Origin of the sequence: Maribacter ulvicola, from assembly GCF_900155985.1 — a bacterium.
GTDB classification, from domain to species: Bacteria; Bacteroidota; Bacteroidia; order Flavobacteriales; family Flavobacteriaceae; genus Maribacter; species Maribacter ulvicola.
On sequence record NZ_FTMA01000005.1, the window covers coordinates 235,734 to 248,684 of the forward strand.

15 protein-coding genes are annotated in these 12,951 nt (G+C 35.2%); 1 reads left to right on the forward strand and 14 read right to left on the reverse strand.

Going from position 1 to position 12,951, the window contains the following annotated elements; translation table 11 throughout:
* Positions 1-2: 2 nt before the first annotated feature.
* The 11 genes from BW936_RS14270 to recR form a co-directional block, all read right to left on the reverse strand.
* The gene (locus tag BW936_RS14270; protein WP_244156236.1) at positions 3-884 is read right to left on the reverse strand and encodes a DUF2911 domain-containing protein; all 882 of its coding nucleotides are present in this window, start codon (positions 882-884) and stop codon (positions 3-5) included.
* A gap of 2 nt (positions 885-886) precedes the next feature.
* Positions 887-1,843, reverse strand: coding sequence for a signal recognition particle-docking protein FtsY (gene ftsY / locus BW936_RS14275; protein ID WP_076549267.1), 957 nt, complete (start codon positions 1,841-1,843; stop codon positions 887-889).
* A gap of 87 nt (positions 1,844-1,930) precedes the next feature.
* On the reverse strand, positions 1,931-2,083 hold the full coding sequence (locus tag BW936_RS14280; protein WP_071340023.1) for a DUF4295 domain-containing protein: 153 nt from the start codon (positions 2,081-2,083) through the stop codon (positions 1,931-1,933).
* Between the two features lie 35 nt (positions 2,084-2,118).
* Positions 2,119-2,301 carry a 50S ribosomal protein L33 gene (rpmG, locus tag BW936_RS14285; protein ID WP_058105695.1) on the reverse strand — a complete coding sequence of 61 codons (183 nt, stop codon included), beginning with the start codon at positions 2,299-2,301 and terminating at the stop codon, positions 2,119-2,121.
* A 21-nt stretch (positions 2,302-2,322) separates the two neighbouring features.
* Positions 2,323-2,562 (reverse strand): 50S ribosomal protein L28, encoded by a 240-nt coding sequence (gene rpmB, locus BW936_RS14290; protein ID WP_076549269.1) that lies wholly within the window; start codon positions 2,560-2,562, stop codon positions 2,323-2,325.
* A gap of 69 nt (positions 2,563-2,631) precedes the next feature.
* A complete protein-coding gene (locus BW936_RS14295) occupies positions 2,632-3,882 on the reverse strand; it encodes a competence/damage-inducible protein A (RefSeq protein ID WP_076549271.1) in 1,251 nt (416 codons plus the stop codon).
* Complete coding sequence (locus tag BW936_RS14300) at positions 3,882-4,211, reverse strand: Hpt domain-containing protein (RefSeq protein WP_076549273.1); 330 nt, start codon at positions 4,209-4,211, stop codon at positions 3,882-3,884. The genes BW936_RS14295 and BW936_RS14300 overlap by 1 nt, the downstream gene beginning before the upstream one ends.
* A complete protein-coding gene (locus BW936_RS14305; RefSeq protein WP_076549275.1) occupies positions 4,211-4,822 on the reverse strand; it encodes a fumarylacetoacetate hydrolase family protein in 612 nt (203 codons plus the stop codon). The genes BW936_RS14300 and BW936_RS14305 overlap by 1 nt, the downstream gene beginning before the upstream one ends.
* 114 nt (positions 4,823-4,936) lie before the next feature.
* Complete coding sequence (locus BW936_RS14310; protein WP_076549277.1) at positions 4,937-5,713, reverse strand: 3'-5' exonuclease; 777 nt, start codon at positions 5,711-5,713, stop codon at positions 4,937-4,939.
* 237 nt (positions 5,714-5,950) lie between these two features.
* Positions 5,951-7,354, reverse strand: coding sequence for a dihydrolipoamide acetyltransferase family protein (locus BW936_RS14315; RefSeq protein ID WP_076549279.1), 1,404 nt, complete (start codon positions 7,352-7,354; stop codon positions 5,951-5,953).
* A 90-nt stretch (positions 7,355-7,444) separates the two neighbouring features.
* Positions 7,445-8,065, reverse strand: a complete 621-nt coding sequence (gene recR / locus BW936_RS14320; protein ID WP_076549281.1) for a recombination mediator RecR — start codon at positions 8,063-8,065, stop codon at positions 7,445-7,447.
* 200 nt (positions 8,066-8,265) lie between these two features.
* Between recR and BW936_RS14325 the strand changes: the two genes are divergently transcribed.
* Positions 8,266-9,753 (forward strand): sodium:solute symporter, encoded by a 1,488-nt coding sequence (locus BW936_RS14325; protein ID WP_076549282.1) that lies wholly within the window; start codon positions 8,266-8,268, stop codon positions 9,751-9,753.
* Here the strand turns inward: BW936_RS14325 and BW936_RS14330 are convergent.
* The 3 genes from BW936_RS14330 to BW936_RS14340 all read right to left on the reverse strand — a co-directional run bounded on the left by BW936_RS14330 (position 9,750) and on the right by BW936_RS14340 (position 12,943).
* Positions 9,750-10,109, reverse strand: coding sequence for a CoA-binding protein (locus tag BW936_RS14330; protein ID WP_076549284.1), 360 nt, complete (start codon positions 10,107-10,109; stop codon positions 9,750-9,752). The genes BW936_RS14325 and BW936_RS14330 overlap by 4 nt on opposite strands.
* Before the next feature lie 395 nt (positions 10,110-10,504).
* The gene (locus BW936_RS14335) at positions 10,505-11,515 is read right to left on the reverse strand and encodes a 3-oxoacyl-ACP synthase III family protein (protein ID WP_076549286.1); all 1,011 of its coding nucleotides are present in this window, start codon (positions 11,513-11,515) and stop codon (positions 10,505-10,507) included.
* A 117-nt stretch (positions 11,516-11,632) separates the two neighbouring features.
* Positions 11,633-12,943: an ABC1 kinase family protein gene (locus BW936_RS14340; protein ID WP_076549288.1), complete on the reverse strand. Its 1,311-nt coding sequence runs from the start codon at positions 12,941-12,943 to the stop codon at positions 11,633-11,635.
* Positions 12,944-12,951: the final 8 nt, after the last annotated feature.

Sequence of the window (12,951 nt, forward strand, 5' to 3'; positions counted from 1 at the left end):
CCTTATTTATTGGTTGGTTGTAGTGCTTCCCATCGGCTAATATCATTTTTGTTCAAGCGAACAAATTCATCTTTCCCTTCCTTATTAGCTAACCTTATAGAAATTTTTGACGCTTTTATTGCAGCGTCATAACTTTTTAAATCTGCCAATACTAAAGATCTCACTCTGTGAAAATAATAGGTATCTCCACCCATTTCTATTGCCTTATTCACAAAACCAAGTGCTGCTTTAGACTTTATTCCCTGTTCTTGATAATACCTTGCAATTTCGTAATAGGTTTGCGCGTTAGGTGCTGCTGACAGATTTTTATCTATCTGTTCCTGCATTATAGATTTTGTATCAAAAGCAATAGGAATAGCTACTTGTATAGTGCCCCAATTTAAATGCATGGATGCTCCGTTATGATCAATATCATCTAATGAAATTAGAAAAGTCTCTTGAAAGTCTTGTTTGTGCACGGGAACTACATTAATACGTAATGCATCTTCTTCTTCATTGTATTTTGCCCTACCATCTCCCCAATGGGTAGTATTTTTATGAAAAACTATTTGCCATTTTTCTATTTCCGGAAAAGCATACAAGGCGTAAGTACCTTTTTTAAGTTCTTGACCGTTGATGGATACATCTGAAGTAAAAGTGATTTTGGTAGATTCATTGGCACCAACCCTCCAAATACGACCGTTAGGTACTAAACCAGGTTCACCGTTAGGTTGATTACCAAATAAAGTACGACCCCTGGCAGAAGGCCTGGAATATTCTATAGTGATTTTTGAAAGTCCGACTTCTTGTTCGATTTTAGCCAACGGACTAGCTTTTGGGTGGTTCATTTGCCCCCAGCTCAGATTACCTAATAAAAAAGGAAGTATGAACCAGCCGTATTTCAATTTTAAATTTTAAAGAATGAATCTACAAACTCGTGCTTATTAAATACCTGTAAATCTTCAATACCTTCACCTACCCCAATATATTTAACTGGAATTTTAAACTGATCGGAAATTCCGATGACCACACCACCTTTTGCCGTACCATCCAATTTGGTGATAGCTAAAGCTGTTACCTCTGTAGCCTTTGTAAATTGTTTTGCTTGCTCAAATGCATTTTGCCCCGTAGAACCGTCTAGCACTAACAATACTTCATGTGGTGTATCTTCAACTACTTTTTGCATTACACGCTTAACTTTAGTCAACTCATTCATTAAGTTCACCTTATTATGTAAACGCCCAGCTGTATCTATGATAACCACATCTGCATCTTGGGTAACGGCAGAACTTAAGGTATCAAAGGCAACAGATGCAGGGTCACTGCCCATTTGTTGTTTTACAATGGGCACATCTACACGATCAGCCCAAACTTGTAACTGATCAATTGCAGCTGCTCTAAATGTATCTGCAGCACCTAACACAACTTTTAAACCTTGACTTTTAAATCTATGCGCTAACTTACCAATAGTGGTTGTTTTACCTACACCATTTACACCAACAACCATAATTACATATGGTTTTTTGTCTTTTGGAATTTGTATTTCAGAAACATCTTTGTCATTGGTTTCAGATAAAAGTCCGGCAATTTCAGCTCTTAGAATGGTATTTAACTCATCTGTACCAACATACTTATCACGAGCAACCCTTGCTTCTATTCTTTCTATAATTTTTAAAGTAGTATCTACACCAACATCTGAAGAAACTAGCACTTCTTCTAGATTATCCAGAACATCGTCATCAACTTTAGATTTACCCGCAACCGCTTTTCCCAACTTAGAAAAGAAGCTGGTTTTCGTTTTTTCCAAACCTTTATCCAAGGTTTCCTTTTTCTGAGAAGAAAATATTTTTTTAAATAAGCTCATTGTTTATCCTATGGTTATTCAAATATAAAAAATTAAAAAGCCCCTTTCGTAGGAAAGGGGCTCAATAACTACTAAAAGTTATATTTCTTATTTCTTGGCAATCCAAGCATCTACCAATTCTGGTGGCATTACTTGTTCTACAAAAACATAAGCACCTGATTTAGGTGACTTAACCATTTTTATAGCTTTTGTCAATCTTTTAGAACTTGTCTGTAAACTTGCAACGGTCTTCTTAGCCATGACTAATATTTTTTATGATTCCCTAAAATGAAAATCTATTTAATTTCTTTATGAACGGTCATTCTCTTAAGAATAGGATTGAATTTTTTAATTTCCAATCTCTCAGGAGTGTTCTTCTTATTTTTGGTAGTAATATATCTTGAAGTACCTGGTTGACCAGATTCTTTATGCTCAGTGCATTCTAATATAACTTGTATTCTATTACCTTTCTTTGCCATCTTATCGCTCTATTTTCCAGATTACTTAATAACTAATCCTTTTGCTTTTGCTTCCTTTAAAACAGCAGATATACCTTTTTTATTGATACTTTTTAAAGCTCTTGCAGAAACTTTAAGTGTTATCCAACGGTCTTCTTCTGGAATGTAAAAACGTTTTTTAGATAGATTTACATCAAATCTTCTTCTAGTTTTATTAATGGAAAACGAAACATTGTTTCCAAACATCGCCTTCTTACCCGTAATTTCACAAACTTTTGACATCGTGCTGACTTTTTCTTTTAAACAGGGTGCAAATTTATATCTTTTTTATCGTTTCAACAACAATAAAGATCACATTTTTAAAATTTCTTTTTGAAGAAGCTCAAACGCCTTATTTACAGACTTTTCCACAACTCTCTCACGAGTGCTTCCCATTTGAAATTCTTCAACATATTTTAACTTTGGACCATGGATTGCAATAAACACCGTTCCCACCTCTGCATTTGAATCTCCTTTTGTAGGTCCTGCATTACCCGTAGTTGCAATTGCAAAGTCGGTTTTCATCAATTCCTTAGCTCCTTTTGCCATTGCCATAGCAACTTCTGCACTCACAACAGAATGTTTATCGACAATATCCTTAGGCACTTTTAATACATTAATTTTTGCCTCTGTAGCATAACTGACGACACTTCCTTTAAAATAATTGGAAGCACCCGGTATTGATGTAATCTTCTCTGCAATTTTACCACCGGTAAAACTTTCAGCGGTAGACAAGGTTAATTTTTTACGGGTCAATAATTTAGCAACGATCTCTTCTATACTTTCATCATCTTCTAGACTGAAAACAATATCGTTGATCAAGGGATGTAATTTATCGATTTCAGCGTTCATTGCAGATTCCAGCTCATGAAGGTCAGGGCCTTTACCAGACAATCGTAACCTCACCTTACCTAGATTAGGCAAATAAGCCAATTTTATATTAGCCGGCAAAGCATCTTCCCAAGCCTCTATGCGTTTGGCTATTGAGCTTTCCCCCATACCATAGGTAACTACTGTTCTATGGATAATATGTGGTCTTTTATAGTAAGCCATCAATTTTGGAATCACAGATTCCGTCAAAAGGTGCTTCATTTCAAAAGGCACACCGGGCATTGAAATAAATGTGACCTCATTCTCCCTAATCAACATACCAGGGGCTGTACCATTGGCATTATGCAAAACTTCAGCTTTACTAGGCACCAATGCCTGCATTCTATTAATATCAGATATTGAAGTGTTACTTATATGTTTCGCAAACAACTCTTCTACATGTGCCAATACCTCTGCATTCTCCACAAGTGTATCACCAAAAAACTCACATAAGGTATGTTTTGTGATATCATCTTTGGTAGGTCCTAGCCCACCAGTTATAATGACCATATCTACACGTTCCGATGCTTCTTTAAAGGCATTTAACAAATGTATTCGTTCATCCTGTACAGAAGTGATCTGATAAACTGAAACACCTATTTTATTTAGTTCTTTACCAATAAATGCGGAGTTGGTATCAATAACTTGGCCAATGAGAATTTCATCGCCAATGGTAATTATTTCAGCAAGCATTATAAATGGAAATCATTTTTTAATTCTGCCACCACCTGATTAATATCGGTCTTTAGCATTGGAAATCTTTTCTCAATCTCTGCCATATTGGCCTCTTGCTTACCCAAAGTTTCTAATTCTAAGGCAATGGCACGTGTTTGCTCCATTCCCAGCAAATCTACATTAGGCTTAATTTTATGTGCTAGCTTGTACACTTGGTCATGGTCTTTTTCCTGCAGGGCTTTTTCTAAATCTTCAGGCACTTCTTCCAAAAAAACAGCTATAACAGAATCTATAAAATCCTGATCTCCTTCCGCCATCTCGTTAATCTTATCCAGGTTATAAATCATTACTTAATTTTTAAGGTAAAAAGCTCCTTGTTCTCCAAACTACCCGTAAGATAGTCATTTGGACTTATTCTCCCAACACCCGCAGGTGTTCCGGTAAAAATAACATCTCCTTTTTTCAACATAAAGAACGTTGAAACATAAGCAATTATTTCATCTACTTTCCAAAGCATAAAACTCGTATTACCTTCTTGCACAACCTTGTCATTCTTAAACAACTTAAAATTAAGATTATTAATATCCTCAAAGTCAGTTTTGGGAAGCCATTTTCCAATTACCGCAGCACCATCAAATCCTTTCGCTTTTTCCCAAGGTAATCCTTTTTCCTTTAATTTAGACTGTAAATCTCTTGCCGTAAAATCAATTCCAAGTCCAACTTCATCATAATAAGTAGGTGCAAATTCTTTACTGATATGCTTACCAACTTTTTTAATTTTTACCAAAACCTCCACTTCATAATGCACATCTTTTGAAAATTCAGGAATGTAAAAATCTTGTTGTTTTGGCAAGACCGATGAATCTGGTTTTATAAAAACAACCGGTTCTTCCGGCCTTTCATTCTTAAGCTCATTAATATGTGCACTATAATTTCTGCCTATGCATATAATTTTCATACGACCGTAATTTTCATTGATAATCAAAAACTTACTCTACTCCTCTTCCTTTTATCCGCACTTTCATATCACAGCACAATTCAAAAAACTATGAAAAACAAAGAAATAATTTGATCAGCTTAATTTATTATTGAGCTTGCTCAACTTTATTTGAGTTAGAATTTTTTTAGTGTACAAAGGAAAATCAGCATTAAGCATCCAACCAAAATAACCTGGCTCCTTTTCTAAAACTGCATGTACTTTTTTTCCTTTATGCTTACCAAACGAGAAAACTTCCTCCCCTTCTTCGTCCATAGCTATAAATCCTGCAAAGTCTACAGATTGCTTTCTTCTTGAGAATTCTGATAGTTTTTTAATGTTGTTTTCTAAATCAGGATACCTATCTAATTGAGAAAGCAACACTTCATAGGTAGCATTCGTATCTGCCGCCGCACTATGGGCATCTGTAAGATCCTTATCACAATAAAATTTATACGCAGCCTCTAGCGTACGCTTTTCCATTTTATGAAAAATTGTCTGTACATCTACCGATACCGTATTTTTCATATCAAAGTCAATATCCGCCCGCAATAATTCTTCTGCCAATAAAGGGATATCAAATCGGTCAGAATTGAATCCGCCTAAATCACTATCTTTTATAATCTTATAAATTTCTTTTGAAAGTTCTTTGAAAGTTGGCTCGTTGGCAACCTTTTCATTGGTAATGCCATGAACGGCAATCACTTCTTCTGGTATTACCATCTCAGGATTGACCAACCATGTTTTGCTTTCTTTATTTCCGTTAGGATATACCTTTAAAATTGCTATTTCTACAATACGATCCTTTGCTACATTGATTCCTGTTGTCTCTAAATCAAAGAAGCAAATAGGCCTGGTAAGCTTTAATTCCATACAAGTTTTCCTTTTAACAAAAATACACTTTCGTTTATTAGGCACATAAAGTTACTTGTGATTAATTTTATTTCAAAATTAAAAATCTAAGGAAAACTTTGGTTAATCCTAAAAGTACTTCCTTTTTATTAAACTCACAGTGAACTACATAAGGACCTAAAAACCATTTTATTACAAAAAATACCCTGTTATACATGATGTATAACAGGGTACTATAATTATAATTTCTCTTTAGGTTTATACCTCTCTATTAACGTCCCAATCTTCTAAATAATCTGCTACAGCCTTTGCGAACATACTACCCAAAGCACCATTGACCACCCTATGGTCATAGCTATGAGATAAATACATTTTGCTACGTATTGCAATTGCATCACCTTCTGAAGTTTCAATCACCGAAGGGATTTTTCTAATAGCTCCCAATGCCATAATACCTACTTGAGGCTGATTAATTATTGGAGTTCCAAACACACTGCCAAACGTACCAACATTGGTTACCGTATAGGTACCGCCCTGAACTTCATCTGGCTTCAGTGCATTGTTTCTAGAACGATTTGCAAGGTCATTTACTACTTTAGCTATACCCAATAAATTTAACTGATCGGCATTTTTAATTACCGGAACTATTAAATTACCATCTGGCAGCGCTGCGGCCATCCCTATATTTATATGCTTCTTTTTTATGACAGTATCACCATCAACAGAAATATTCATCATAGGATATTTCTTTAACGCCATGGCAATGGCCTCCATAAAAATTGGAGTAAACGTGAACTTCTCACCTTCTCTTTTAAAGAAAGCGTCTTTAATTTTGTTACGCCATGTAACGATATTGGTTACATCTACTTCTATAAAACTCTGAACATGTGCAGATGTTGCTACACTATCTGCCATATGCTTGGCAATTAACTTGCCCATTCTCGTCATAGGTATCACCTCATCGCCATGCGGAACCTGTATTTTTGAATTATCCGAAGCAGAAGTACTTTCCGGAACGGTAGATTTCACTTTATCAGTAGCGACAGGGGCTGCATCTTTATCCGATGCGGGCGCATCTACATTTTCTTGAACGTCGACTCTTTCTTCTGGCGCAGCCTTTTCAACCGACTTATTTTTACCGTTTTTAACGTAATTTAAAATATCATCCTTAGTTACCCTTCCGTCCTTTCCTGTGCCTGAAATGGTCTCTAGCACATCAAAAGAAATACCTTCTTCTTTTGCTATGTTTTTAACCAATGGAGAGTAAAATCGCTCAGAGCTACTATTAAATTGAGTTGTCGATGTCTCTGCCCTAGCATGCATAACTGCAGATTCAGCAGATGCAACCATTTCTTGAAGAACTGGCTCCGGCTCTTCCATATCTTGCACAACCTCCGTAGCTTCATTTACATCAACATCGTCGCCTATTTGAATTATAGCTACGGTTTGTCCAACCTCTACCACATCATCAACATTAAAGCACTTCTCTATTAAAACACCATCAACTTCACTTGGCACTTCACTATCAACCTTATCTGTAGCAATTTCAAAAATGGCCTCGTCCATTTCAATCGTATCACCTACCTCTTTCAACCATGACGTCAATGTTGCTTCTGCAACACTCTCTCCCATACGTGGTAGTTTCAATTCAAATTTTGACATATCGATAATTTAAAGCTTGTTTTGTTTATATTTTTTGCAAAAATAATAAAATAAATACCTTTTTATTGATATTTAAACGAAAAATGAGTACTAATCTTGCCTAAGCGACCCTTCAAATGGCACTCTATTTAAGATACTTCTCCCTAAAGTGACCTCATCTGCATATTCTAATTCATCACCAACTGCTATTCCTCTTGCTATTGTAGATGTTTTAATATCTACCCCTTCTATTTGCCTAAAAATATAAAAATTGGTGGTATCACCCTCCATGGTAGAACTCAACGCAAAAATCAACTCCTTTATTACGCCCTTTTTCACTTTATCTACTAAGGAACCTATTTTTAAATTTTGAGGCCCTACACCTTCCATTGGCGAAATTTTACCACCTAATACATGATATTTCCCCCTGAATTGACCGGTATTCTCAATTGCCATTACGTCTCTAATATCTTCAACAACACATACCAATGCATTATCTCTTTTAGGGTTTGCACAAATTTCACACATGGTAGTGTCTGAGATATTATGGCAATTTTCACAAAACTGAATTTTACCCCTTAAAGCTACCAAGGACGTGGAAAGATTTTCTGTACGTTGCTCTGGTTGTTTTAATAAGTGTAATACCAAACGTAGTGCGGTTCGTTTACCAATACCCGGAAGCTGAGAAACTTCATACACTGCGTTTTCCAATAATTTCGACGAAAAATCCATAGGCTAATATGGCCATAAATTTACAATTAAACTTGAAAAACCTATCGTATAGTTTTCTTAAAATTTAACAAAAAGACCAACATCATTAACCCTAATATATTTTGCCTTACCTGAAAAATCTATTTTTCCTTTATTCAATAGCCATGATATCTTTAACAATCGTCATTTAACTTTTTGTACTTTGCCGCAAATTTTAAACCATGAACGCCTCGCATATCTTATTATTGATTACCGGTTACTTTGTACTGCTATTGATTATTTCATACTTCACCGGCAAAAATGATTCTAATGAAGATTTTTTTAAGGCAGGCAAACAATCACCCTGGTTTTTAGTAGCTTTTGGCATGGTAGGAGCGTCACTATCTGGAGTAACATTTATTTCTGTACCGGGTTGGGTAAATGCTTCTCAGTTTAGCTACATGCAAGTTGTCTTTGGTTACTTCCTAGGCTATATAGTAACAGCCTTTGTATTATTACCAATTTATTACAAGCAAAATGTAACCTCTATTTATGAGTATTTAGATGATAGGTTTGGTTTTGTCAGCTATAAAGTTGGTGCTATTTCATTCTTTATCTCTCGTGTTCTTGGCGCGGCGTTTCGTTTGTTCCTAGTCGCTATTGTTTTACAACAGTTTGTTTTCGATGCTTGGAACGTTCCGTTTGAAATTACCGTTATTCTTTCTATTCTACTTATTTGGATATATACTTTTAAAGGCGGAATAAAAACAATTGTCTGGACCGATACCCTACAAACTTTATTCATGTTAATTTCCGTAGGATTATCTATCTACTTTATTCTAGATAAAATGGACTGGACATTCATTGAATTTTTAAACTCGCCAGAATTAGGACAGTACAGCAAGACATTTTTTACCGACGATCTTTCCTCTAAAAATCATTTGGTAAAATCATTTTTAGGTGGAATGTTCATAACAATTTGCATGACGGGACTTGATCAAGATATGATGCAAAAAAACCTGACCTGTAGAAATTTGGGGGAAGCACAAAAAAACATGCTCAGTTTCAGCATAGTATTGGTTGTCGTTACTTTTATTTTTATGTTATTGGGCGCACTACTTTTCATCTATGCAGATGCACACCATATTGCAATACCAACGATGGATGGCTCACCCAAATCAGATCTATTATTTCCAGAAATTGCCCTGAACAGTGGATTAGGCATAACCGTAGCTGTAACTTTTATGCTAGGTTTAATTGCTGCAGCATACAGCAGTGCGGATAGTGCCCTTACCTCATTAACTACCTCCTTTTGCGTAGACTTTCTTGGCACAGAAAAAAAATCTAAACAGTTAGCTAAAAAGACCCGAAGAATTACGCATATTGGTATGAGCGTTTTGCTAATTCTAGTCGTTATTTCTTTTAAATATATTTTAGACAGAAATGTTATTGATGGCCTTCTTACCGTTGCCTCTTATACCTATGGTCCTTTGTTAGGATTATTCTCTTTTGGCATATTTACCAAACACCAAGTAAAAGACAAATATGTTTGGGTTGTAGCCCTTATTTGCGTGTCAATAATTTTAATATTAGCAAAGTTACCTAGTGACTATTTTGGCGGCTATGTCTTTGGTTATGAACTTTTACCCTTAAACGGTCTGCTAACATTTGTGGGATTATGGCTTATTCGTAAAAAAAACACATCTTATAAGTTCAACGATATCACTTAATATTGACCCGTACTTAAAAGCACCAAGGTACATGCCACATCTACCTCTATATTATTATTTTCCAATACTTTATAAAAATTTAAGTTTTCAGTCCCAGGATTAAAAATAACCCGTTTTGGCGCTAAAGAAACAATACTATCATAATATTCTTCTTGCCTTTTTGGATTTAAATACAGGGTTATTGTATGAATATCACTAATTTTGTCTAAATTATTATAGATATTGACACCGGAAACCTCACCTTCCCTTAATCCATAAGCTAAGGTTTCTACCCCCGAATCTACCAGTCTATGTATCGCTAAATTGCTATATCGATTTGGTTTTAAGGAGGCTCCGAATACTAGGGTCTTTTTCATGATAAAAAAATGTTAAAAGTTCACTATTATGTAACTAATAAGACAATATTTCGTCTCTTAGTAAATTAGATACTCTTATGAGTTAAAAAAATTGTTGGTAACGCTATATGTTTATAGTTAATGGTTAGTGTTTAGCATAGCCTATCAGCATTTGAAACCCGGCTTCCAATTTATTTTGGAATGTCCGGGTTTCTTCTTTTCGTACTTGGCAAAAAAACTTTCCACAATAACTGCATTCCATTTTTTAATTAAAAAACGAAGAATGAAGTAAAATTTAGAACATAATTACGTCTATTACTTTGTATAGGGATGGTTGATAAAGAAGATTGGTTGGTTTTTTTCTTATTAAGTAAAACTATATAACACCCATAGCCACAACTATGGGTGATTTTTTTTTACCACTTTATTATTACACTGCCCCAGGTAAAACCACTACCAAATGCAGCCAAAACTACTACGTCTCCGCTTTTCACCTTACCTTCTTCCCATGCTTCTGTAAGTGCAATAGGAATAGATGCAGCTGTAGTATTACCATATTTCATGATATTATTAAAAACTTGGTCATCACTTAACTGAAATTTCTTTTGAATGAATTGAGATATTCTCAAATTGGCTTGATGCGGTACCAACAAATCAATATCAGTTGCCTTCAATTTGTTTTTCTCCAAACCTTCTACAATAACTTCACTGAAACGAACAACTGCGTTTTTAAATACGAATTGACCGTTCATATGGGGAAAGTAAGATTCATCATTAGGATCATTATCTTCCATGATATCCGTAACCCATCTATTACCCATACCTGGTGCAATTAAGGAAAGTTCTTCTGCATGTTGCCCTTCTGAATGTAGATGTGTAGATAAAATACCTTTGGTGGTATCTTCCTCCCTGGTCAAAATTGCCGCACCGGCACCATCTCCAAAAATTACCGATACGCCCCTACCCCTGGTGGTCATGTCCAATCCGTGAGAATGTAGTTCTGAACCTATAACCAGTACATTCTTGTACATACCCGTTTTAATATACTGATCTGCAATAGATACTGCATACACAAACCCAGAACATTGATTACGTACATCTAACGCCCCTACAGATTTAATACCTAAATCTCGTTGTACCAATACACCTGGACCAGGGAAATAATAATCTGGACTCAAAGTAGCAAATACAATAAAATCAATATCATCTTTATCTATACCCGCTCTTTCTATAGCAATTTTAGCAGCTTTAACACCCATAGTTGTGGTAGTGTCACCATCACCTCTAACTACATGTCTTCTTTCCTTAATACCGGTTCTTTCTTGGATCCAAGCATCGTTGGTATCCATCACTTTTGACAAATCATCATTTGTCACTACGTTTTCAGGTACATAATGACCTAAGCCGATTATTTTTGAATTATACATAGTAATATTTTAATCCTGATCAAACTCAGGTAGAATTAGTATTGCAATATAAACAACTATTAACAAATCTTTTTGAAAATATAACAATCATCTACGGTAAGAAATACAAGATATTTATTAATTCAAATATTTCTTATAATCGTTTACTCTAATATTTGCCTTTAAGTCATGTAACAGATTATATAAGCCAAAAAATGTACGGTTCATATACAAGAAGTGTTTTGAACCTCTGTTACCATTCATTTTACGTAGTTGTTTATCTGAAGAAAACTGCTCTCCCAAGTCTGCTATTTTACCCCAAAATACTTCATCGCCAAAGTTAAAATCTTCATTATGAAAAGGTGATGTAAATAAGCTTAACAGTTGATGAAAAATAGATTTAAAAAATATTATTTCTTCTGCCGTATCTGTTGGCATCAAGATTTCAAGCTCATATAGTTTCTCGGTAAATTGTTTATCATCAGTTATAACTTCTGGCCTAGCAAGTTCAAAATAAGGAACATAGAACGAGTCCGGGACTTCTTTAATACAGCCAAAATCTATAGCAACGAGCTCATCTTTATCATTGACCAAAAAATTACCCGGGTGTGGATCTGCATGTACTTTTCTTAAGCCATGAATTTGAAACATATAAAAATCCCACAACGCCTGACCCAGGTTATCTCCCGTAGCTTGAGAAAAACCTGCTTTTGTAAATTCACTCAGATGCTTGCCTGTCATCCAGTCCATAGTAATGATACGCTGACTTGAAAGATCCGTGTAATATTCTGGAAAATTAATATTAGGTATTACGCTACACGCCTCTGTAATTTCTTTACTCTGGGCTACTTCTAATATATAATCTGTTTCTTCTACCAGCTTATTTTCTACTTCTTTGAAATATTTATCAGAATCCTTCCCTTGTAAATTAAACATGCGAATTGCAATAGGTTTCACTATAGCCAAATCGCTGCTTATACTTTGTGCTACACCGGGATATTGAATTTTAACAGCTAGATTTTTACCATTTTTGGTTGCCTTGTGCACCTGCCCAATACTGGCGGCATTTATAGAATTTTTATCAAAAGTGTCAAAAACCTCTTCAGGATATTTATCCAAATACTTTTTAAAGGTCTTACGAACCAAAGGGGCAGATAAAGGGGGAACTGAAAATTGTGATAGTGAAAACTTCTCTACATAGGCATTTGGCAGTAAGTTCTTTTCCATGCTCAGCATTTGGGCAACTTTAAGTGCACTACCCTTTAAGGATTTTAATCCGTCATATATATCTGTGGCATTATCTTGGTTCAACTCATCTTTTGTAGTATCTGGATTAATTATTTTCTTGCCCAAATACTTGGCATAATTACCACCAATTTTGGCTCCGGTTTTTACCAGCTTACTTGCACGTTCTATTTTTCCGGTAGGTATTTTATCTAAGGTTTTCATACGGTACG